The following is a 23200-nucleotide window of genomic DNA, read 5'->3' as shown; positions in this document are numbered from 1 at the left end:
TAGAGTGGCGATAAGATACAGGCTTATTGTTTGAACTATTTCCAGGATCATACTTAGGAACAGAGCAGGGGGAGTTTGGCTAGGCTAGCAGATGTTCCTAGCAATAACTGAAAAAAATGCGTATTACAAGGAGACTGTTACTGAGTAAGAAGTAATCAAGCTGCCTTGTTTTATATATAACTTATTTGGAAAAGAGGAAGAAAAAATGAAAAAGATCATTTTTGGAACATTATTATCAACTGTTTTATTAACTGGTGGAGTAGTTGTTCATGCAGAGGGGCAAACGGAGGGACAAGACTGGACAACAACTACAGGAACTCCAGACGGAAAAGGCGCAACGTCTCATGCGCATATGACATTACAACCAGGGGATGGAACAACTGACCCGACTGACCCGATCGACCCGAGTGAACCAGGTGGGGAAACTGGAAACAAAGGACCATTGACAATCGACAACGTAACACCTCTAGAATTTGGTGAACATAAATTAGCTGGTGGAGAATCAATCTACTCTTCAACAAGTGAGCACCCTAATGTACAAATTACAGATAGTCGTGGAGAAGGGAAAGGTTGGACTCTGCAAATCACCTCTTCTCAATTTACAGATATAAAAGATGCTAAAAAAACACTAAAAGGTGCCGTGTTGACGTTGCCTGCAGGTGAATTGAAAACAATTGATGGTAACGTATCTGGCAAACCAACAACGAAAGAAATCCACTTAGCAACTGACCAGCCAACTGCCGAAGTGTTAATGGTAGCGAAAGATAAAACAGGTATGGGTACTTGGGAAGATCTATTCAACGAAGAAAACGTAACAGTTAAAGTACCAGCAGGTAACTTTTCTGGTGAATATGTATCAACCTTAACATGGACAATGTTAGATACGCCAAAAGCGTAATTATGAGTGAAGTAGAAAACTTAGGAGGAATCATTTTGAAAAAATTAAATCTATTATCAGTAGCAGCAATTTTAAGCATGAGTCTATTTACCGCTACAACAACTTTTGCTGAAGAAGTAGAGCCGCCAGTAGATGACGCAAAAAAAGCTGAGTCTCACGTAAAAGTTGGCATCGAACCTGGAGATGATAAAGAACCGACTAATCCGATCGATCCAGAAGATCCTGATAATCCAGGAGAAGGCGGTACAGGTCAAACTGGTAATTTAACAATCGATATGGTTACAAATCTTGATTTTGGTGCGTTTAAATTAAGCTCTGAAGCGACTACACTTACTGCCAATAAAGAAAACAAAGCTAACCCGACAGCCCAAGTGACCGATAAACGTGGGACAGGAGCTGGTTGGACTTTAGGCGTAGAGATGTCAGATTTCAAAAGTGCAGATGAACATATTTTAAAAGGTGCTCAATTAAGCATTCCTAAAGGGGAACTAAAAACAAACAATACTGACAAAACATTAGCCCCAGAAAACTTTGCTTTAGTTGTTAATAAAGAACAACAAGTGATCATGACTGCTAACAAAGATAAAGGTTTAGGAACATGGGCGGATAGCTATGATAAAGAACAAACAAAACTAGCAATTCCAGCAGGAAACTATGTTGGTGAATATGCTTCTACATTAACATGGACGTTAAGTAACGCACCTAAATAAACAGCGTAAATAAAGAACGAAAGAGGATTGAATAATGAGAGCATCTAAAATAGTAAGTACAATCGTATTAGCAAGTATTTTTTCATTAAATGGAGTTGTAACATTTGCAGCAGAGGATACAAAACCTCTAGGAGCGAAATCTAAAACACATATCTCATTTACAGCAAGTGAAGAGCCAACAGGTCCTGTTGACCCAACAGACCCAAATAAACCAGTTGACCCTGATCAACCGATTGATCCAACTGACCCAGAAAATCCAGGTACTGGTAACGAAGGTGCGTTGGCAATTGATTATGTATCAAATATTGTATTCGGCGAAAAAGAAATCGAATCTGGCGATACTATCTATAACGCTATGAATGAAAACCCATTTGTACAAGTTACTGATAAACGTGGGACAGGCGCTGGCTGGACTTTAAGTGCCCAAACAAATGGATTCAAAACAGAAGCAGGCAAACAATTAAAAGGTGCTGAGTTAAGTTTCAAAAATGGACATGTAAAAACAAGAACCGATAATGTATCTACAGCACCAATCGGAAATGATGTAGTATTCAGTAACGCAGATGCTAAAGTAATTATGTCTGCTAAAAAAGATGCAGGTCGTGGTACTTGGCTGGATGTCTTTTCTGGTGAAGCGGACAACAATGAAAATGTTCAACTAAAAGTCTTAGAAGGTTCAGCAGATGCCAACATTGAGTATTCAGCAGAAATTAACTGGACATTAGCAAACGCACCAAAATAATCAAGACAAATCCAACTATTACTATGAAATAAGGTTAAGAAAAATATAGAAACAATCGAATAAGGCCCCCACCTTGTTCGATTGTTTTGAAACTCGGAGGAAAATTGTGAAGAAAAAATATTTATTCCCTTTATTTACGATTGTCGTTGCCCTGTTTTTCTCAGTTGACACTAACGTTTTTGCAAGCGATATGAATTTTTCAGTTGAAGCAAACATTCCAGAGAACCAAGTGGATAAATCACAGACTTATTTTGATTTAAGAATGAAACCTGAACAAGAACAAGATATCTCAATTACGATTAAAAATGGTTCAGACGAACAAGCGACATTTATAGTAGAGCCTCATATTGCCGTTACGAATCAAAATGGTGTGATTGATTATAGTAAAGATCTACCGAAGGATTCGTCTTTGAAGCACAGTTTGACTGAGGTTATTTCTGGTGAAACGAAATATACACTTAAAGGAAAAGAGACAAAGAAAGCGGTCTTTCATTTAAAGATGCCTAAAGAATCTTTTGACGGAATTATTTTAGGCGGGTTCCAGATTCACAAAGAACAAAAAGATACTGAAAAAGATGAGAAACAAGCGGTTCAAATCAAAAATCAGTATGCGTATGTTATTGGTGTGAAGCTGAGCGAAAAAGATCAATCAGCGACGCCGGAACTTGTTTTGAATAAGGTTAAACCTGGGTTGCAAAACTACCGAACAGTTGTTACAGCCAACTTGCAAAATACTCAGCCTATCATTATCAATGGCCTAAAAGTTGATGCGAAAATCAGTAAAAAAGCTGGCGGACAAGTGTTGCATACGACAGCGAAACAAGATATGAGCATGGCGCCAAATTCTAACTTTGATTTTCCAATTTCTTGGGATAATCAAGAATTAAAAGCAGGTACATACCACCTTGCAGTAGTTGCCGAAGATGATAAAGGGAACAAATGGGAGCTGGAAAAAGACTTTGATATCAAAGGAAAAGAAACCAAAACTTTAAACAAAGACGCGGTTGAACTTGAAAAAGATTACACGATGTGGATCATTATCGGTGTTATCGGGATTATTGTACTGCTGATCATTGTCTGGTTCATTGTCAAAAAAAGAAATGAGAAAGCAGAAAAAATCCGTAAACAATCGCAAGCAAGAAAGAAAAAAGCTCTTCTAAGAGAAAAGAAAATAGCAAGAAAAAGAAAAAAACAAGCAGTAAGTGATGTAAGCTAGAATTCCCCTAAAAAGTACAGATAATAAAGGCTAAGGATTATCGCGCAATTACACACTCGAAAAAACATGCCTACGTTATATTTCGAGAGTCAAAATCGACGGGATTGGGTTTAGAGGAGGGATAAAGATGTTCAAAAAATCAAAATATTTATGGCTTCTGTTGTGTGTAGTGAATGCTTTCGTTTGTTCTTCGGTTGCTGTCTATGCGGATGAGGCGAGTCAAGCGACTTCAAAAGCAGGAATCAAATTTGTTGATAGAAGACCGCATGATGAAACTGATTTTAGTTCAGGTCCGACTGATAATGAACAAGAGTCAGGTAAAGTGACAAACAAATATCCCAAAGACCTTCCTAGCACAAATGAGAAACCAGCAGTATATGCAACTATCTTGGGCGTAGTAATCGTTACTGGTTCTGTGGCGATTTGGCTGAAGCGCAACAAAGATGAGGATAAAAAATGCTGAATATATAGCTACTATTAAGGAAACAGATCGGTTGCTCAAATCCCTAAAAATCGACCCATACACAATTTTACTGAGCTTACTTACCTTAACTATTCATAGTAAATAGTGGAATTTGAGGCAAAAAGAAATTTTTTGTTGGTAGTTGTCAATCTTCTGACAGAATTTTTGCTTCTATTCTCATCATTTATCTGGATTTCATTAGTTTGGCGTGTGACTTTCGAGTTATGCACCAGACTTTTTTTATATATACCAATTGTGACCGTTTTAAAATTTCTTATAAAATATCCAACTTCTATTTACTTTTTTGTTTTTAAAGATATAATGTAAGCGTAACCAGAAAAGAAGGGGTGGTTTTTTTAGTGAGTAGATCAATCAATATTTACAACACGACGGATGACACTTACCAATTGTACATTGACGGTAACTGGACAAAAGGCTCAGGAGATCGTCTGATCACCAGTTACAATCCCAGCAATGGTGAAAAACTGGCTGATTTTATTGATGCAACTCATGCGGATGTTGATCAAGCAATCAAAGCAGCACAAGTTGCCTTTGAGACCTGGAAAGATGTAGATGTTATGACGCGCAGTAGACTATTGTTAGATATAGCTGATTTGATCGATGCAAACACAGAACATTTAGCCTTAGTTGAAACGTTGGATAACGGCAAACCGTTGCGTGAAACGTTATCGATTGATGTTCCAGCCACAGCTGATCATTTCCGTTACTTTGCTGGTGTGATTCGCGGGGAAGAAGGTACAGTGAAAGACTTTGATCAGGATACACTATCTCTGGTAATCAAAGAACCAATTGGTGTTGTGGGGCAGATTATTCCGTGGAATTTTCCGTTACTGATGGGAGCTTGGAAGCTAGCGCCGGCTATCGCAGCTGGCAATACTGTGGTGATCCATCCTTCTTCAACAACGTCTCTAAGTCTACTTGAATTATTCAAACTACTGGATCAAGTTTTGCCGAAAGGTGTTGTAAATTTGATCACAGGTAGAGGATCTGATTCAGGAAACTATATGCTGGAACATCAGGGATTTGATAAATTAGCCTTTACAGGATCGACAGAAGTCGGTTATACAGTTGCAAAGGCGGCAGCAGACAAATTAATTCCGGCAACTTTGGAATTAGGTGGAAAATCAGCGAATATTATTTTTGATGATGCAAATTGGGAACGTGCGTTAGAAGGGGTTCAATTAGGTATTTTATTCAATCAGGGACAAGTTTGCTGTGCAGGTTCTCGTGTCTTTGTTCAAGAAGGAATTTATGACAACTTTGTTGCGGCACTCAAAGAGCGTTTTGAAAAAATAAAAGTAGGCCTACCTTGGGAAGAGGGCATACAAATGGGCGCTCAAATCAATGAAAAACAATTAAAAGACATCTTAAAATATGTCGAAATTGGGACAAAAGAAGGAGCTAAGTTGATTACAGGTGGACATAAAATTACTATAGATGGACTGGATAAAGGCGCTTTTTTAGAGCCGACATTATTGGCTGATGCCAATAATGCGATGTGTATTGCCCAAGAAGAAATATTTGGACCCGTAGCAACAGTTATGAAGTTTAAAACGGAAGAGGAAGTAATTGCCTTGGCAAATCAATCTGATTATGGCTTAGGCGGAGCTGTCTTTTCACAGGATATCAATACCGCGCTGCGTGTGGCGCGTAAAGTGAGAACTGGACGGATGTGGGTTAATACGTATAATCAACTACCTGCTGGCGCGCCATTTGGCGGCTATAAAAAATCTGGTATTGGGCGCGAAACCCATAAGTCGATGCTGGATGCCTATACTCAAATGAAGAACATTTATATTGTGACAAAAGAGGAACCGGATGGTTTGTATAATTAACGAAAAAAGAATCGCAACCGATTGGCTGCGATTCTTTTTTTAGTTAATTATTTTCAGCTTCAAATTTCTCGAAAGCGGATTTGATAACTTCCTTCAACGCATTTGCAGAAGCATTCATACGATCTTTTTCGGAATCTGTCAACGGAATTTCAATGACTTGTTTGATTCCTTGGCGATTGATGACAGCAGGTGCACCGATATAAATATCATTTTGACCATACTCACCATCTAAGTAAACAGAAAGTGGGAAAACAGAATCTTCATCATCTAAAATCGCTTTGGTGATTCGAGCTAAGGCCGCTGCGATTCCGTAGAATGTAGCACCTTTTTTCTCAATGATTGAATAAGCCGCATCTCTTACATTGAAGAACAAATTGACCATCGCTTCTTCATCAACATCTGGATTGTTTTTAACCCATTCATAAATTTGTAAACCAGCAACATTAGCATGAGACCAAACTGGAAATTCAGTATCGCCGTGTTCACCTAGAATGTAAGCATGGACGTTACGAGCATCTACGTCAACTAATTCAGCGATTGCTTGACGGAAACGAGCAGAATCAAGTGAGGTGCCTGAACCGATAACGCGTTCCTTTGGAAATCCTGAGAATTTCCATGTAGAATAAGTTAAAATATCAACTGGATTAGCAGCGACTAAGAAAATACCGCTAAAGCCAGAATCAACGATTGCAGTCACGATTTGTTTATTGATTTTCAAGTTTTTATGCACCAAATCAATTCTTGTTTCGCCAGGTTTTTGTGCGGCACCAGCTGTTAATACAACCAGATCAGCATCATGACAATCGTCATAAGTAGCGGCATAAATCTTTTTAGGAGAAGTGAAAGCTAATGCATGAGATAAATCAGCGGCATCTCCTTCGGTTTTCTTTGTATCTATATCAATAATACCAACTTCTTGGGCAATATTTTGAGTAACTAAGGCAAAAGCATAACTAGATCCGACAGCGCCATCTCCAACTAAAATTACTTTTTGGTGGTCTTTGTTTCCTACTGCTGCAGTCATGTGTATCATTCCTTTCAGATAATTGTTTTATCACAATGATAATACCACCGTTTGTGAGGTTTGTCACGTTTTTTGTTTGTTAAAATAATACAGTTTTTAGAGGTGTTTCATAAGAAAACTCTTTCATGTGCGGTATTTCACTATTTCTTGTTTTTATGAATTTTTTTCTTTTTAATTGAATAAATGAAGCTTACGGCTTTTTTAAGAATTTAAATGAGCCGGAAATCGCTTATTTTATGGTATAATTATAAAAAACTGGGCAAGGGATACTCCTGCCCAGATATTTTGTGTTGGAGAATGAATAAATGGTGGTAAAATAGCACCTCTTATTAAGGAGAATATAAATAGATGAAAATGATTGTCGGATTAGGTAATCCAGGAAGTAAATATCAGGAAACAAAACATAATATCGGCTTTATTACTGTAGATGAAATCGCTCACCGATACAATGCAACCTTTAATAGAAGCCAATTTGAAGCAGATATTGCTGAATTTTTTATAGGAACAGAAAAAATTATGTTGGTCAAGCCACTTACATTTATGAATGAGTCCGGCCGTTCAGTGGGTCCTTTGATGACCTATTATGGTGTAGAGGAAAAAGACTTGATCGTTATTTATGATGATCTAGATTTAGAAATCGGTAAAATCCGTTTACGTGAAAAAGGCAGTGCTGGCGGACATAATGGCATAAAAAGCTTGATAGCACATTTAGGAACAAATGTGTTTCCGAGAATCAAAATCGGTATTGGACGCCCGATTGGCAGTAACACGGTTGTCCATCATGTATTGACAGGTTTTCCTAAAGAGAAACATGAAGAGATTTTATTAGCGGTGAAAATTGCAGCAGATGCCGCAATTTATGCTTGTGAAGGACATACGTTTGTTGATACGATGAATCAATTTAATGGAAAATAAGCACAATAAAAAGTATAGAAGGAGGAGCCTGTTTTGAATATCATTGAACGGATTGGCGCAAGTGAACTAGCCCGAGATTGGCAAATGCAGTTAACAGGAAATACCCGCCAATTGATTACCGGTTTAGCTGGCTCTGCCAAAACATTGGTCATGACCAGTGGGTTTAAACAAAAAAATAAAAAAGTTATTGTAGCTGTTCCTAATCTTTATTATGGCAATCAGCTCGTTGAAGACTTTCGTAATATTTTGTCGGACGAAGAAGTGTATCTATTCCCTGTGGACGAAGTTTTATCAGCTGAAATGGCCTTTTCTTCGCCGGAAGCAAGAGCAGAAAGAGTAGCAGCGCTTAACTTTCTTTTAACAGATCAAGCAGGAATCGTCGTGGTTCCGGTAGCTGGTTTAAGGAAGTATCTACCGAGCAAACAAACGTGGGAACAAGCCCAGCTGCATTGGGAACTTGGCGGAGAAATCGAGCTAGATACTTTAGCCCAACAGTTAGTTTTAATGGGGTATGAACGCGAGTCCTTAGTTGGCAAGCCAGGTGATTTCAGCATTCGAGGAAGTATTGTTGATGTCTATCCGCTGAACTCTGATTATCCAGTTCGAGCAGAATTGTTCGATATTGAGATCGATTCTTTGCGTTATTTTGAAGCAGATACGCAGCGATCAGTCGGCAACATTGAGTCTGTGACGCTGTCTCCAATGACCGACCTAGTTTTCTCAAAGGAAGATTTAGCGTATGGCGAAAAACAATTAGCTAGCGCATTAGAAAAAAGAGTAGCAATCGCCAAAGATGCGACTGAAAAGGAATTTCTTCAAGATTATTTTGGCCAGCTAGCAACGGCATGGAGTCAAGGGATTCCCACTGACACAGCCCATTATTACACCGACTTATTATATGAAACAAAAACGACATTGCTTGATTATCTATCAGAAGATAGTTTGATATTTGTTGATGATTATGCCCGTATTTTAGAAGCAGAACGTGAAATTATACGTGAGGAAAATGAGTGGCAAGTTCTTAAATTAGAAGAAATGCGGGTTTTCCCTGAACAGTCATTCGGGATAGAATTTCATGAACAAGTAAGAAAAATGACGTTTGCAACGACTTTCTTTTCGCTATTCCAAAAAGGTATGGGCAATCTGCGTTTCCAAGCAGTCCATAATTTTCAATATCGCTCGATGCAGCAGTTCTTTGGGCAAATGCCGCTATTAAAAACCGAAATGGATCGTTGGCAAAAACAAGATCAGACGGTTGTGGTGTTTGTACCAACCAAAGAACGCAGTCAAAAAGTCGAAGAACTATTTCGTGATTTTGATATTTCAAGTGTGACAGCTTCAGCTGATAAGATAATAGAAGGAAAAATTCAAATCGTTGAAGGTTCATTGCAATCTGGTTTTGAATTACCTGTAGAAAAAATTGTAGCCATCACGGAAAAAGAAATTTTCCATACAACAACGAAAAAAAGAGCACGACGTCAAACTGTTTCAAATGCAGAACGCTTAAAAAGCTATAGTGATCTAAAAAATGGCGATTACGTTGTTCATGCAAATCACGGGATCGGTAAATATATTGGGATGCAGACCTTAGAAGTCGATGGTGTTCACCAAGATTACATCACGATTTTATATCAAAATGACGATAAGCTGTTCATTCCAGTTACGCAACTGAACCTGATTCAGAAATTCGTAGCATCAGAAGCCAAATCGCCGAAAGTCAATAAATTAGGCGGCAGTGAATGGAGCAAAACAAAGCGTAAGGTTACATCTAAAATCGAAGATATCGCAGACGACTTGATTCAGCTCTATGCATCAAGAGAATCGGAAAAAGGCTATGCTTTTCCACCAGATGACGCTTATCAGAAGGAATTTGAAGACGCATTTCCATACAGTGAAACAGATGATCAACTGCGCAGTACCGCTGAAATCAAACATGATATGGAAAAAACACGTCCAATGGATCGCCTATTGGTTGGTGATGTGGGCTACGGTAAGACAGAAGTTGCCTTACGAGCAGCATTTAAGGCAATCAATAACAATAAACAAGTCGCTTTTTTAGTTCCCACCACGATTTTAGCTCAGCAACATTACGAAACCATGCTGGACCGTTTTGAAGGATTTCCAGTTGAAGTAGGCTTGTTAAGTCGCTTTAGAACGAAAAAACAACAAAGTGAAACCATTGAAAAAATCAAACACGGCCAAGTGGATATCGTTGTAGGAACCCATCGTTTACTTTCTCAAGACGTGAAATTTAGTGATTTAGGTTTGCTGGTGATTGATGAAGAACAGCGCTTTGGTGTAAAACATAAAGAGCGTTTAAAACAATTGCGAGCACAAGTCGATGTTTTGACGTTGACTGCCACACCGATTCCAAGAACATTGCACATGTCGATGCTTGGGGTACGTGACCTTTCAGTGATTGAAACACCACCGGAAAATCGTTATCCAATCCAAACCTACGTCATGGAAAATAACCCAGGCGCAATCAGAGAAGCAATCGAAAGAGAAATGGCACGAGATGGACAGGTTTTTTATTTGTATAATCGCGTGGATACGATCGAGCAAAAGGTTGAAGAGATTCAAGTGTTGGTGCCAAATGCTAGAATAGCTTATGCTCACGGGCAAATGACAGAAGTTCAACTGGAAAATACGTTATTTGATTTTATTGAAAGACAATATGATGTATTAGTGACAACGACAATCATTGAAACCGGTGTTGATATTCCGAATGCCAATACATTATTTGTAGAAAATGCTGATTATATGGGCTTATCTACTTTGTATCAACTACGAGGCAGAGTTGGCCGAAGCAATCGTGTCGCCTATGCTTATTTTATGTATGAACAACAAAAGATTTTAAATGAAGTTAGCGAAAAACGTTTAGAAGCAATTAAGGACTTCACTGAATTAGGTTCTGGGTTTAAAATTGCGATGCGGGATCTATCGATTCGCGGAGCAGGTAATTTGTTAGGTGCGCAACAGCATGGTTTTATCGACTCTGTCGGTTTTGATATGTACTCACAAATGCTTTCAGAAGCCGTTGCCCGTAAACAAGGGAAAAATATCCAAGATCAAAAAACATCTGTTGAGATCGATTTGGGTATTGATGCATATTTACCAACCAGTTATATTTCAGATGAGCGTCAAAAAATTGAAATCTACAAACGAATTCGTCAGTTGGAAAATATGGATATGTATGATGAGCTTGAAGCGGATCTGCTTGATCGTTTTGGTGAATACCCGGATGAAGTGGCACATTTATTGACGACCGGTCAAATTAAAATGGACGGGGATCGTGCTCTGATTGAAACGATTCGTAAGAGACAGCAGGAAATTACCTTTACTTTAAGTAAAATTGGGACAAAAACATATAATGTAGAACAAATATTTGAAGCACTATCTCAGACTCAGTTAAAAGCGGATCTTGCTGTAGACAATGAAAAAATGTCAGTGCGTTTGAAAGTTCCTAAAGATATGAAAGAAGCTATTTGGCTTCAGGAAGTAGCGTTATTTACGACAGCGTTAAGACAGGAAAAGTATAAGACGATTGCTGTTGAGGAAGAATAAAGTTAGGGGCTAAACTCTCGGGAAAAAGATAAAAATAGAGTGAGGTAAAAAGCTCCTCAATCGATTTATCCTATTTTCCAGTCAGAGCTAAACGAGCTCATTCAGCTTTTAAAATAGGAGGTCAACGAATGGCACACAAGGAAATGCGGTCAATGATGCAAGGGGCTGCTATTTTAACTATTGCATCATTCATTGCCAAAGTGCTGAGTGCGGTTTATCGGGTGCCTTTTCAAAACTTAGTTGGTGATGAAGGGTTTTATGTGTATCAACAAGTTTATCCAATCTATGGTATTGCGATGACTTTAGCGTTGTCGGGGCTACCACAGTTTATTTCAAAAGTGGTAGCTGAACAACCAGAAATCAGTGGACAGAAAAAAGTTTTACAACAGCTCTTTCCTTTTGTCTTTATGATTGCAGCTTTGTGTTGGGCATTTTTCTTTTTAGGAAGTCATGAAATTGCCTTTATGATGGGCGATTATCGACTGGCATCGTTAATTCAAGTTGTTTCTTTTACCTTTTTATTAGTGCCTATTTTGTCTTTTTACCGTGGAAACTTTCAAGGGCATTTTATGATGATTCCAAGTGCAGTTTCCCAAGTGGTGGAACAACTTGTACGGGTGGGAGTGATCTTAATTGCAGCATATTCCTTTAGCCAATTCGGTTGGTCGGTCTATCAAACAGGGACAGTTGCGATGGGTGGTGCCTTGTTTGGGGGTGTCGTTGCTGCTGGAATTCTTTGGTATTATGATCGGAAAATCCGTGTAGGTAGCTCGTCTTATCTTACTCAGTGGAAAGTTGAAAAAGGCTCGGGAAAATTATTTGGACGCTTATTAGTAGAAGGTGGCATTGTCTCTTTATACAGCGCGTTTTTGATCTTCTTTCAATTGATCGATTCTTTTTTTGTTAAGAACTCTTTGGTTGCAGCAGGAATCAGTGATTCAGTAGCGAAAATCGATAAAGGGGTCTATGATCGTGGGCAGCCTCTCGTTCAATTAGGTTTAGTTGTTGCATTGGCATTGAGTTCAAGTTTTTTACCCGCGCTAACAAAATATTTCATGAGTAAAGAAAAAGGGCGATTCTTGCAAGCAGCTAAAATCTTTTTACGCTTGACCACAACGATTGCAGCAGCAGCTTCAATAGGTTTGGCATTATTATTACCCTATATAAACTTTGCTTTATTTAAAGATTATAAAGGCAATGGCGTTCTAGGCGTATATGTTTGTTCGATTGCATTTATGGCAGTTATCCAAGCTTATCAAAGTATCTTGCAAAGTCGGAATCAATTTGTCACATCGATGTTTTCAGCTGGCATAGGGTTATTGGTCAAGCTCTTTCTAACAAGTTCTTTGACGTATGTTTGGGGGACGCTTGGTGCGAGCGTTTCAACGATTGCTGGGCTGTTAGCTACTTTATTTTTATTGATATTTTTTTCAAAAAGAGAAATCAATCGTTTTATTGTTGAAAACCATTTCTTTAGAAAGTTAATTCTTAGTTTAGCAACGATGGGAATTGTGTTACTCTGTTATCAAGGTGTGATTGCGATTCTTTTAGGAGCTGTTGAGCATCGTGGGCAAGCATTAGTTATTGCGATAGTTGGCGTCTTGATAGGCGGTGCAACATTTATTTATATTATTATTAAAATACAATTGTTTACAATTCGGGAATGGCTGACATTACCATTTGGAGCGAAAATATTAAGAATGAAGAGGTAAAACACATGCGTTTAGATAAATTTTTAAAAGTTTCACGCATTATTAAAAGAAGACCTGTAGCCAAAGAAGTTGCAGACAAAGGTCGGATTCAAATCAATGGCATCTTAGCAAAATCATCTAGCAATGTAAAAATTGGGGATCAGGTGAAGATCCAATTTGGAAATAAAATCTTAGAAATCGAAGTACTTGAACTTCGCGATTCAACGAAAAAAGAAGATGCTGAAAAGATGTATCAGATTATTTCAGAGAAAAGAGTCGAAAATAGTGACAATTTAGATTAGACAAGCTTCTTAGATGTTGGTATAATAAGACAGACAAACCAAAAACGAGTGGAGCGGAAAACATGGGAAAAAAGAAAAAGGACGTGGAGAAAGTTGCTGCATTAGATAATGAGTATACAAAAGAACAGTATGCCGAATTTCAAAAACAGCAAAAGCAGTTGATTTTTAGACGCCGCCGTCTAGCAGTTGTTTTTCTCGTGGCGTTTGTGATTTTTATCGTTTCAGGTGTTCAGCTAATGAAAGACTATCAGCAACTAAATGCCTTCAAAAAACAGCATGAAGAAGCTGTGGCTGAGTCAGCAGAAGTTGATAAGAAGTTAAGTCGTTTAGAACAAGACGTTACTCTTTTAAGAGACGAGGATTATGTGGCAAAATTAGCCCGCAGTCGTTACTTAGTCTCAAAAGATGGCGAACAAATTTACAACATTCCAGAGTTAGGCGGAACGACTAACTCCAGTAATGAGCAAAAACAATCATCGCAAGAGAGTCAATCACAGTCTCATTCATCTGATAAACAATCAGGTGAATAGCTGCAGATATAATAGGGTAAATAATAGGAGGAACATTTTTTTTATGTCAATTGAAGTAGGAGCGAAGTTGCCAGGAAAAGTGTCTGGTATCACTAATTTTGGTGCCTTCATCGATTTAGGTGAAGGAAAAACAGGGTTGGTTCACATTAGTGAAGTATCAAATGGATTCGTTAAAGATATCCATGATGTATTGACCGTAGGGGATGAAGTAACAGTAAAAGTTACCTCAGTCGGTGATGATGGCAAAGTAGGTTTGTCCATTCGTAAAGCACAAGAGCAAGCGGCAGAACCAAAACGTGAATATCAACGTCGTGAGAACAATGAGCATCAAGGGAACCGTGATCGCAACTCACGTCCAGCACCTAAAAAACAATTTACAAGAGCACAGCCAATGAACTCAAAACAAGATTTTGATTCATTAATGAGCTCATTTTTAAAAGATAGTGATGATCGTTTAACGTCATTAAAACGTAACACAGAAGGAAAACGTGGCGGTCGTGGCGGTCGTCGTAACTAACGAATAAACAATTGAAGCTGAGCGAAAGCTCGGCTTTTATGTTTTGCAAAATATTTAAGCGATGACTTACGAAGTAAAGAGGTGAACAGATGTTTCAAGCATTTTACGATCATTGTAAAAGAAATGACTACTGGCAGCCACATCAAAAAATATTATTAGCGATTTCCGGCGGCGTCGATTCGATGGTGCTATTAAATTTAATGCAAAGAGCAGCAGAAAAGGATCATCTAACAATAGCCGTTGCCCATATCAATCACCAATTGCGTGGAGAATCAGAGGCAGAAGCAAGTTATTTGGAAAGCTATTGCCAAGAGCAAGGACTCGTTTATTACAGTAAAGTATGGTCAGCGCTGGACAAAAGAAAAAATACCGAAGCTCGCGCTCGTGCATTTCGTTACGGATTTTTCGCTGAAGTCATGAGACAAGAAGGCTATGCGTCACTATTTACTGCTCACCACAATGATGATCAAGCTGAGACCGTTTTAATGAAACTGACAAGAGGAAGTGCCTTACCTAACTTAGTAGGAATTAGAGCGCGGCAATCGTTTGGCAAAGGAGAACTGATTCGCCCTTTCTTAATTTTTTCCAAAGATCGCTTAGAACAATTCGCCAAGTGCTCACGAATTGTGTATTTTGAAGATAGCTCGAATCAGGGTGATGCTTACATGCGAAATAGAGTAAGACATCAGGTAGTGCCACTTTTAAAGAAAGAAAACCCGCAGTTTCTACAACATATCACTGATTTTACTGAACAAATCGTATTAGCAGACGAGCTTATTCAGTCAGTTATCGAACCTAAATATGAGCGCTGGGTAAAAAAAACAGCAGCAGGTTGGACAATTCAACTAGCCGAGTTGAAACAAGAAAAAACAAGTCTACAAACGTTTTTCCTAATGATGTTGTTTCAACGAACGATCGTAGTGAAAGACATTGCAATAAGCCAATCTCAGATTCAACAGTTGCTGAATATCATTAGACAACAGGCGCCACAATTAACAATGGATCTTGAACAAGGCTGGCAAATTGTGAAAGAATATGATGTGATGTATATAAAAGAAAAACAGTTGAAGCAAGATAAAAAAATAGTTTACTTAAATGAAAATGAATCTATTTTCCTTTCAAAAAATGAGTGGCTTGGATTAGAAACTACAACCGCTAATCTGGAGATACCTGAAGCTGTGAAAGACTGGACTGAGTATTCTTTGCCCATAAGCGGACAAACACCATTACCGTTAATGATTCGTCATAGAGAAAATGGCGATCGAATTTCATTGACGCCAAACTTAACCAAAAGATTAAATCGATTATTTATTGATCGGAAAATACCCAATTTAACGAGAGAACAGGCGTGGATCATTCTTTCTGCACAGGAGAAGATTATTTGGGTTCCTAAAATTGCAAATTCATGTTTGAGTATTCCTAAAGAAACTGATAAAATACTCTACAGGCTCCTTTATAAAATAAAAGAGTAAAGACCGAAAATTACTTTTATTCAAAGAAGCAAAACAACATAAAATAATAACTAAAAAACTCAAAAGAGAAGGAGAGCAATATGTTAGAGAACGATATTAAACAAGTGTTGATCACGAAAGAACAAATTCTTGAAAAATCAACTGAACTTGGCAAACAACTAACAGAAGATTATAGAGGGAAAAATCCTTTAGTCATTGGTATTTTAAAAGGTGCAATACCGTTTATGGCTGATATCACGCGCTGTATCGACACTCATTTAGAGATGGATTTTATGGCTGTATCTAGTTATGGAAATGCAACGGTGTCTTCAGGTGAAGTAAAAATCATTAAAGATTTGGACACAAACGTTGAAGGGCGCGATATCTTGATCGTAGAAGACATCATCGACAGCGGCCGTACATTAGCTTATCTAGTTGATCTCTTTAAATACAGAAAAGCTGCATCTGTGAAAATTGTCACGTTGTTAGATAAACCAGAAGGACGTGTGGTTGATATCGTTGCCGACTATGTTGGTTTCGATGTACCAAATGAATTTGTTGTAGGTTACGGTTTAGATTATGCAGAAGCTTATCGGAATCTTCCTTATGTAGGTGTGTTGAAACCTGAAATCTACGAATCAAATTAATATCTCTCTTAGATTTAGTTATGTTACAATGTAATGGTCAGAATTGATAAAAAATAAACCGTAAAATTAAATTACGCGCAGTAATCAAAGGAGGACAGGCATGAATAAAAAGAATAGTGGCATGAAAAATGGCCTTTATTATGTATTGCTTATTTTGGCGATGGTCATGGTTGTTTATTTCATTTTTGGAAATAACAATTCCCAATCACCAGATATCGAATACTCAACCTTCAGTACCCAATTAGAAAAAGGTAAAGTGAAGGAACTGACGATCCAACCAACAAATGGTGTATACAAAATCACAGGTCAGTACAAAGAAAAACAAGAAATTAAAAATACTGGTGGTCTTTCTTTATGGGGATCAACAGAAGTCTCTACAAAAGCATTTACAACGGTTGTCTTGCCAAGTGATATCACATTATCAGGTATCCAAGATATGGCTAAAGAGAACAATGTGAAACTTACTGTGAAAGAACAATCATCAAGCGGTGCTTGGCTTTCTATCTTATTTAGTTTCTTACCGATCGTATTGTTCATCTTCTTATTCTATATGATGATGGGACAACAAGGCGGCGGTGGCGGTGGTGGCGGCCGTGTCATGAACTTTGGTAAATCAAAAGCCAAAGAAGCTGACAAAAAAGCCAACCGCGTACGCTTCTCTGATGTAGCCGGAGCGGAAGAAGAAAAACAAGAATTAGTCGAAGTAGTCGAGTTCTTAAAAGATCCTCGCCGTTTCGTTGAATTAGGTGCTCGTATTCCAGCAGGTGTTCTATTAGAAGGACCTCCAGGGACTGGTAAAACATTACTTGCTAAAGCCGTTGCCGGTGAAGCAGGCGTACCGTTCTACTCTATCTCAGGTTCAGACTTCGTTGAAATGTTTGTCGGTGTCGGTGCAAGCCGTGTCCGTGATTTATTTGAAACAGCGAAGAAAAATGCACCAGCAATCATCTTCATCGATGAAATCGATGCCGTTGGTCGTCAACGTGGTGCCGGTATGGGCGGTGGACACGATGAACGTGAACAAACCCTTAACCAATTGCTTGTTGAAATGGATGGATTTGATGGCAACGAAGGTGTCATCGTCGTTGCTGCAACAAACCGTTCAGATGTGTTGGATCCAGCGTTATTACGTCCAGGCCGTTTTGACCGTCAAATTTTAGTTGGTCGTCCTGACGTAAAAGGTCGTGAAGCGATCCTTAAAGTTCATGCTCGTAACAAACCGTTGGCTGATGACGTTGATTTGAAAGTCGTAGCACAACAAACACCAGGTTTTGCTGGTGCTGATTTAGAAAACGTCTTAAATGAAGCTGCATTAGTTGCCGCTCGTCGTAATAAGAAGAAAATCGATGCATCCGATGTGGATGAAGCGGAAGATCGTGTTATTGCAGGGCCTGCGAAGAGAGACCGTGTGATCAACAAAAAAGAACGCGAAATGGTTGCTTATCATGAAGCGGGACATACAATTGTTGGTTTAGTCTTAAGCCGTGCTCGTATCGTTCATAAAGTAACGATTATCCCTCGTGGACGCGCTGGCGGTTACATGATTGCTTTACCAAAAGAAGATCAGTTCTTAATGACTAAAGAAGACATGTTTGAACAAATCGTTGGGTTACTTGGTGGACGTACAGCGGAAGAAATTATTTTCGATGTTCAATCAACAGGTGCATCTAATGACTTTGAACAAGCAACAGGCATTGCCCGTAGTATGGTAACCGAATATGGAATGAGCGACAAATTAGGTCCTGTTCAATATGAAGGAAACCATCAAGTCTTTGTTGGCCGCGATTATGGTCAAACAAAAGCTTATTCTGAGCAAGTTGCGTATGAAATCGATCAAGAAGTACGTCGTATTTTAATGGAAGCACACGATAAAGCGCGTGAAATCATTGAATCACACCGTGCGCAACATAAACTAATTGCTGAAAAACTGTTAGAGTATGAAACATTAGATGCTCGCAGCATCAAGTCATTGTTTGAAGAAGGCGTAATGCCACAAGATGTTATCGACAGCCAATTCCCTAGTGAAAAAGCTCAAACATTTGAAGAGGCAAAACGTGCATTAGAAGAAAAAGATGCGCAAAGACAGGCCGAAGAAAAACAAGATTTTGAAGAAGCGAAAAAAGAGTTACATGACGAAACCGAAGAAGTAAAAGCGGACAGCGAAAAAACAGAAGAACAAGTTCAATCAGAAGTAAAATCTGATGAAGAACATAAAAATGATTCTGAGTATGACCGTAACAACTTTGACGATCGTTACAAATAAGCACATGAAAATCTCCGTTACACTCGTTCAATGAGTGTAGCGGAGATTTTTTGAATAGTTGCGTGCGCAACGCACGGCATTGCTGTATTTTATAAGTAGCAAGAACTAGATTTAAAGGAGAGAGTGAAATGACTTTAGGGGAAATGATTCGTGAAAAAAGAATGGAACTTGGACTTACACAACAACAGTTGGCTGACAAAGTGTATGTCACGCGTCAAACAATTTCGAAATGGGAGCTGGGGAAAAGTCAACCTGATCAGATCTCATTGAATTTATTGGAAAATAGTTTGCAGTTTAAATGTATCACAGAGAGGAAAGAAGGGAGGGCACAAACTATGTCATTGATAAGGGATCTCTTTGGTTTGATCTTTTTCGGCGTTTTATTTTTACCTTTGCGTATGATTTGGATCATGGTTAGAAAAAAATGGAAGACTCGTTTGGTACAATATATCGGAATTCCGTTAGCTATTTGCTTGTATACGGGCTATATGCACTCACTAACAGTTACAGCTTTTTATGTAGTATTGATTTGTACAATTTTACTGTATTTTGGTTTAAGAATTTATTTTCCTTTGAACCAATCGGCTGATAAATAAAAATACGTTTCATTGTCTATCGTCTATTACTCTAAAAAAAGCAAGTAGTACCTATCGATTTCAATTGGTGGTTGCGACTTGCTTTTTCTTTAGCTTAAAATTATTTAGTTGAAAAAATGGTCAAACACTAGTATTATCTGATAATGAGTTAGAAAAAGAAGCAAGTGAGAAGAGGAAAATAAAAATGGAAGATTACTTAGTTAAAGCATTATGTTATGAAGGGTCGATTCGCGCCTATGCAGTTTGCGCAACAAATACAATTTCTGAAGCACAAAAACGTCACGATACCTGGAGTTCGTCAACGGCTGCCTTAGGTCGTACGATGGTAGGTTCCTTACTATTAGGTGCGACCTTAAAAGGAGACGACAAGTTGACTGTAAAAGTTCAAGGAAACGGACCTGCAGGTAGTATTGTTGTCGATAGTGACGGTAGTGGAACGACTAAAGGCTACATAAAAAATCCTCACGTTAGCTTAACGCTAAACGAAAGTGGTAAAATTGATGTCCGTGGAGCTGTTGGAACAGAAGGAATCTTCACTGTGATCAAAGATTTAGGCTTGAAAGAAACATTTTCAGGACAAACACCGATTGTTTCTGGTGAAATTGGCGAAGATTTCACTTATTTCATGGCAGTTTCTGAACAAATTCCATCAGCAATCGGCTTGAGTGTGTTAGTTGATACAGATGAAAGTGTCAAAGCCGCAGGCGGATTTATGATCCAAGTAATGCCAGGAGCAGACGAAAAGACGATTGATTTTATTGAACAACGTTTGCAAGAAGTGCCGATGATTTCTCGATTGATCGATGAAGGTGAGTCACCTGAAGGAATTTTGGAGCGTCTACTCGGTAAAGATCAAATTGACATCTTAGAAAAAATGCCCGTTCAATTCAAATGCAACTGCTCAAAAGAAAAATTTGGGACAGCGATCATCGCCGTTGGTTTAGATGAAATCAATGCAATGATCGAAGAAGACCATGGAGCGGAAGCTGTTTGCCAATTCTGCGGGAATAAATATCACTATAGCGAAGCTGATTTAATTGAATTAAGAAATGAAGCAATCAAAAACACCCGTGAAAAATAGGAGGGAATCTATATGTGGAAAATAGGCAACATTGAAATTCCCAATCGTGTCGTTGTAGCCCCAATGGCCGGTATTAGTAATGCTGCTTTTCGTGTAACCGTTAAAGAGTTTGGTGCAGGACTTGTTGTCTGTGAAATGATCAGTGACAAAGGAATCCAGCAAAGAAACAAAAAGACCTTAGATATGCTTTATATAGATGATCGGGAATATCCATTAAGTGTACAGATTTTTGGTGGAGATAAAGAAAACTTAGTTGAAGCTGCAAAATTCGTAGAAGAACATACGAAAGCTGCAATCATTGATATCAATATGGGATGTCCTGTAAACAAAGTCATTAAAGCAGAAGCAGGAGCAAAATGGTTATTAGATCCAAACAAAGTCTACGAAATGGTAGATGCCGTTTCTTCTGCTGTAAGCTTACCTGTCACAGTTAAGATGCGTACAGGGTGGGACGAAGACCATTTGTTTGCTGTTGAAAATGCATTAGCTGCTGAAAAAGCAGGAGCGTCCGCTATCGCTATGCATGGTCGTACGAGAGTTCAAATGTACGAAGGGCAAGCGAACTGGGATATTTTAAAGGAAGTGAAACAGCACCTAACGATTCCTTTCATGGGAAATGGTGATGTTCGCACACCAGAAGATGCCAAACGGATGCTAGAACATGTTGGAGCAGATGGTGTGATGATTGGTAGAGCCGCTTTAGGGAATCCTTGGATGATTCAGCACACAAAACACTATTTAGAAACAGGAGAACTTATGCCTGAACCGACACCACGTGAAAAAATCGATACCGCCAAAGTCCATCTACAACGCTTGGTAGATTTAAAAGGTGAAAAAATCGCTACAAGAGAATTCCGTCAACATGCTTCGTACTATTTAAAAGGCATTCCGCGCGCTGCTAAAGTAAAAGTGGCAATCAATCAGGCAGAGACCCAACGAATGATGGTCGATCTGCTTGATGCTTTCGAAGAAAAAGCAGAAAAACATGCAGAAAAAGAAGCAATCGAAACAATCTAATAAAAAAAGCAGGCTGAAACAAAAATTCGGCTTGCTTTTTTTTGTTTTAATGTGGCATTATAGGGGTATGTGATTTCAGAATGGAGGAAGTAAAGTGGCAGATGAACAACAAGCGCACCAAGAAGATCTAAACGATCAAATGCTTGTGCGTCGTGAGAAAATGGAAAATTTACGTGGAGAAGGGATTGATCCTTTCGGGAAGCGTTTTGACCGTACACATAATTCAAAAGAATTACATGAACAATTTGACCAACACTCAAAAGAAGAATTAAACGATATGGATTTATCAGCAAGTGTTGCTGGACGTATGATGACTAAACGTGGCAAAGGAAAAGCAGGGTTTGCTCATTTACAAGATCGTGAAGGACAACTTCAAATCTATGTACGCAAAGATCAAGTCGGCGATGAAGCTTATGAACTATTTAAACACGCAGATCTTGGTGATTTCTTTGGTGTAACTGGACAAATTATGAAAACTGATACAGGTGAAGTGACTGTTAAGGCGAAAACGATCGTATTATTAACAAAAGCTTTACGCCCATTACCAGATAAATATCACGGCCTAACAAACATCGAACAACGTTACCGTCAACGCTATTTAGATTTGATCAGTAACAAGGATAGTTTCGATCGTTTTATGAAACGCAGCCAAATCATCAGCGAAATTCGTCGCTATCTTGATAGCAACGGTTATGTAGAAGTAGAAACTCCTGTTTTGCATAATGAAGCCGGCGGTGCTGCTGCACGTCCGTTTATCACGCATCATAATGCGCTAGACATGGACTTGTATTTACGCATTGCTTTAGAATTACATTTGAAACGATTGATTGTTGGCGGTATGGAAAAAGTCTATGAAATTGGCCGAGTATTCCGTAATGAAGGAATCGACACAACGCATAATCCTGAATTTACGATGCTAGAAGCTTATACAGCCTATACAGATTACAAGGATGTAATGGATCTGACCGAAGGAATCATCCGTAATGCTGCTGAAAAAGTTTTAGGGACAACAACGATCACTTATGATGGTCAAGAAGTTGATTTAGGATCTGAATTTAAACGCGTGCATATGGTAGATGCAATCAAAGAACAGACGGGTGTAGATTTCTGGCAAGCGATGACTGTGGGAGAAGCACGTGCTTTGGCAAAAGAACATAATGTAGAAATCAATGATAATATGTCAGTTGGGCATATTTTAAATGAATTTTTTGAAACCTTTGTGGAAGAAACCTTGAAACAACCAACATTTATTTATGGACACCCAGTAGAAGTGTCTCCGTTAGCGAAGAAAAATCTAGAAGATGATCGTTTCACAGATCGTTTTGAACTATTTATAGTAGGAAAAGAATTTGCGAATGCATTTACTGAGTTGAACGATCCGATCGATCAACGTGAGCGCTTTGAAGATCAAGAAAAAGAACGTGAGCAAGGAAATGATGAGGCTCATGGTGTTGATGAAGACTTTATTGAAGCTTTAGAATACGGATTACCGCCAACCGGTGGTTTAGGAATCGGGATTGATCGCCTAGTGATGCTTTTAACTGATGCACAATCCATTCGTGATGTCTTATTATTCCCGACGATGAGATAAACTGTGTAAGAGTAGATTATTTAATGATAATCTGCTCTTTTTTTATTTTCTGAAAATCATCAGAAAAAAACGACTAAATCATGTTGCTAGAAGCTTAAAAACGAACAATAAAGAACAAAAGTA

20 protein-coding genes are annotated in these 23200 nt (G+C 38.6%); 19 read left to right on the top strand and 1 reads right to left on the bottom strand.

Annotated elements, in window-relative coordinates:
* Positions 1-205 precede the first annotated feature (205 nt).
* From RV15_RS15815 to RV15_RS15790, 6 genes are all read left to right on the top strand, one after another.
* Entirely contained in the window at positions 206-898 is a 693-nt protein-coding gene (locus RV15_RS15815) for a WxL domain-containing protein (RefSeq protein WP_071878975.1), read from the top strand.
* A 35-nt stretch (positions 899-933) separates the two neighbouring features.
* Positions 934-1608 (top strand): WxL domain-containing protein, encoded by a 675-nt coding sequence (locus RV15_RS15810; protein ID WP_071879002.1) that lies wholly within the window; start codon positions 934-936, stop codon positions 1606-1608.
* 34 nt (positions 1609-1642) lie between these two features.
* Positions 1643-2350 (top strand): WxL domain-containing protein, encoded by a 708-nt coding sequence (locus RV15_RS15805; protein ID WP_071878974.1) that lies wholly within the window; start codon positions 1643-1645, stop codon positions 2348-2350.
* Positions 2351-2456: 106 nt separating this feature from the next.
* The gene (locus tag RV15_RS15800; RefSeq protein WP_217265834.1) at positions 2457-3566 is read left to right on the top strand and encodes a WxLIP family cell surface protein; all 1110 of its coding nucleotides are present in this window, start codon (positions 2457-2459) and stop codon (positions 3564-3566) included.
* A gap of 127 nt (positions 3567-3693) precedes the next feature.
* Positions 3694-4029: an LPXTG cell wall anchor domain-containing protein gene (locus RV15_RS15795; protein WP_071878973.1), complete on the top strand. Its 336-nt coding sequence runs from the start codon at positions 3694-3696 to the stop codon at positions 4027-4029.
* Positions 4030-4388: 359 nt separating this feature from the next.
* Entirely contained in the window at positions 4389-5885 is a 1497-nt protein-coding gene (locus tag RV15_RS15790; RefSeq protein ID WP_071878972.1) for an aldehyde dehydrogenase family protein, read from the top strand.
* A gap of 43 nt (positions 5886-5928) precedes the next feature.
* On the opposite strand, the gene RV15_RS15785 is transcribed toward RV15_RS15790, so the two are convergent.
* On the bottom strand, positions 5929-6909 hold the full coding sequence (locus RV15_RS15785; protein WP_025873392.1) for an L-lactate dehydrogenase: 981 nt from the start codon (positions 6907-6909) through the stop codon (positions 5929-5931).
* A 348-nt stretch (positions 6910-7257) separates the two neighbouring features.
* Here RV15_RS15785 and pth point away from each other — a divergent pair, with 348 nt between their 5' ends.
* The 13 genes from pth (at position 7258) to lysS (ending at position 23077) form a co-directional block, all read left to right on the top strand.
* Positions 7258-7824, top strand: coding sequence for an aminoacyl-tRNA hydrolase (gene pth, locus RV15_RS15780; RefSeq protein ID WP_071878971.1), 567 nt, complete (start codon positions 7258-7260; stop codon positions 7822-7824).
* Between the two features lie 33 nt (positions 7825-7857).
* Complete coding sequence (gene mfd, locus RV15_RS15775) at positions 7858-11391, top strand: transcription-repair coupling factor (RefSeq protein ID WP_071878970.1); 3534 nt, start codon at positions 7858-7860, stop codon at positions 11389-11391.
* 128 nt (positions 11392-11519) lie between these two features.
* Positions 11520-13103 carry a putative polysaccharide biosynthesis protein gene (locus RV15_RS15770; RefSeq protein ID WP_071878969.1) on the top strand — a complete coding sequence of 528 codons (1584 nt, stop codon included), beginning with the start codon at positions 11520-11522 and terminating at the stop codon, positions 13101-13103.
* Between the two features lie 5 nt (positions 13104-13108).
* Positions 13109-13384, top strand: a complete 276-nt coding sequence (locus RV15_RS15765) for an RNA-binding S4 domain-containing protein (RefSeq protein ID WP_010763793.1) — start codon at positions 13109-13111, stop codon at positions 13382-13384.
* 62 nt (positions 13385-13446) lie between these two features.
* A complete protein-coding gene (locus RV15_RS15760) occupies positions 13447-13914 on the top strand; it encodes an FtsB family cell division protein (protein WP_071878968.1) in 468 nt (155 codons plus the stop codon).
* A gap of 43 nt (positions 13915-13957) precedes the next feature.
* Positions 13958-14431 (top strand): S1 domain-containing RNA-binding protein, encoded by a 474-nt coding sequence (locus RV15_RS15755; RefSeq protein WP_071878967.1) that lies wholly within the window; start codon positions 13958-13960, stop codon positions 14429-14431.
* 89 nt (positions 14432-14520) lie between these two features.
* Entirely contained in the window at positions 14521-15903 is a 1383-nt protein-coding gene (gene tilS / locus RV15_RS15750; protein WP_071878966.1) for a tRNA lysidine(34) synthetase TilS, read from the top strand.
* A gap of 80 nt (positions 15904-15983) precedes the next feature.
* Positions 15984-16529 carry a hypoxanthine phosphoribosyltransferase gene (gene hpt, locus RV15_RS15745; protein ID WP_071878965.1) on the top strand — a complete coding sequence of 182 codons (546 nt, stop codon included), beginning with the start codon at positions 15984-15986 and terminating at the stop codon, positions 16527-16529.
* Positions 16530-16629: 100 nt separating this feature from the next.
* Positions 16630-18792: an ATP-dependent zinc metalloprotease FtsH gene (ftsH, locus tag RV15_RS15740; RefSeq protein WP_071878964.1), complete on the top strand. Its 2163-nt coding sequence runs from the start codon at positions 16630-16632 to the stop codon at positions 18790-18792.
* A 128-nt stretch (positions 18793-18920) separates the two neighbouring features.
* On the top strand, positions 18921-19388 hold the full coding sequence (locus RV15_RS15735) for a helix-turn-helix transcriptional regulator (RefSeq protein ID WP_071878963.1): 468 nt from the start codon (positions 18921-18923) through the stop codon (positions 19386-19388).
* 184 nt (positions 19389-19572) lie between these two features.
* A complete protein-coding gene (gene hslO / locus RV15_RS15730; RefSeq protein ID WP_071878962.1) occupies positions 19573-20469 on the top strand; it encodes an Hsp33 family molecular chaperone HslO in 897 nt (298 codons plus the stop codon).
* Positions 20470-20481: 12 nt separating this feature from the next.
* Positions 20482-21486, top strand: a complete 1005-nt coding sequence (gene dusB / locus RV15_RS15725) for a tRNA dihydrouridine synthase DusB (RefSeq protein WP_071878961.1) — start codon at positions 20482-20484, stop codon at positions 21484-21486.
* Between the two features lie 94 nt (positions 21487-21580).
* Positions 21581-23077: a lysine--tRNA ligase gene (lysS, locus tag RV15_RS15720; RefSeq protein ID WP_071878960.1), complete on the top strand. Its 1497-nt coding sequence runs from the start codon at positions 21581-21583 to the stop codon at positions 23075-23077.
* Positions 23078-23200: the final 123 nt, after the last annotated feature.

Source organism: Enterococcus silesiacus (assembly GCF_001886225.1).
Taxonomy (GTDB): Bacteria; Bacillota; Bacilli; order Lactobacillales; family Enterococcaceae; genus Enterococcus_L; species Enterococcus_L silesiacus.
This window is presented reverse-complemented; position numbering and strand designations above follow the sequence as displayed.

Bases quoted from the DNA above. Each gene is read 5' to 3' on its own strand.
- RV15_RS15815 (WP_071878975.1), top strand. From the start codon at position 206: ATGAAAAAGATCATTTTTGGAACATTATTATCAACTGTTTTATTAACT.
- RV15_RS15805 (WP_071878974.1), top strand. From the start codon at position 1,643: ATGAGAGCATCTAAAATAGTAAGTACAATCGTATTAGCAAGTATTTTT.
- RV15_RS15795 (WP_071878973.1), top strand. From the start codon at position 3,694: ATGTTCAAAAAATCAAAATATTTATGGCTTCTGTTGTGTGTAGTGAAT.
- RV15_RS15785 (WP_025873392.1), bottom strand. From the start codon at position 6,909: ATGACTGCAGCAGTAGGAAACAAAGACCACCAAAAAGTAATTTTAGTT.
- pth (WP_071878971.1), top strand. From the start codon at position 7,258: ATGAAAATGATTGTCGGATTAGGTAATCCAGGAAGTAAATATCAGGAA.
- RV15_RS15770 (WP_071878969.1), top strand. From the start codon at position 11,520: ATGGCACACAAGGAAATGCGGTCAATGATGCAAGGGGCTGCTATTTTA.
- RV15_RS15765 (WP_010763793.1), top strand. From the start codon at position 13,109: ATGCGTTTAGATAAATTTTTAAAAGTTTCACGCATTATTAAAAGAAGA.
- RV15_RS15760 (WP_071878968.1), top strand. From the start codon at position 13,447: ATGGGAAAAAAGAAAAAGGACGTGGAGAAAGTTGCTGCATTAGATAAT.
- RV15_RS15755 (WP_071878967.1), top strand. From the start codon at position 13,958: ATGTCAATTGAAGTAGGAGCGAAGTTGCCAGGAAAAGTGTCTGGTATC.
- tilS (WP_071878966.1), top strand. From the start codon at position 14,521: ATGTTTCAAGCATTTTACGATCATTGTAAAAGAAATGACTACTGGCAG.
- hpt (WP_071878965.1), top strand. From the start codon at position 15,984: ATGTTAGAGAACGATATTAAACAAGTGTTGATCACGAAAGAACAAATT.
- ftsH (WP_071878964.1), top strand. From the start codon at position 16,630: ATGAATAAAAAGAATAGTGGCATGAAAAATGGCCTTTATTATGTATTG.
- RV15_RS15735 (WP_071878963.1), top strand. From the start codon at position 18,921: ATGACTTTAGGGGAAATGATTCGTGAAAAAAGAATGGAACTTGGACTT.
- hslO (WP_071878962.1), top strand. From the start codon at position 19,573: ATGGAAGATTACTTAGTTAAAGCATTATGTTATGAAGGGTCGATTCGC.
- dusB (WP_071878961.1), top strand. From the start codon at position 20,482: ATGTGGAAAATAGGCAACATTGAAATTCCCAATCGTGTCGTTGTAGCC.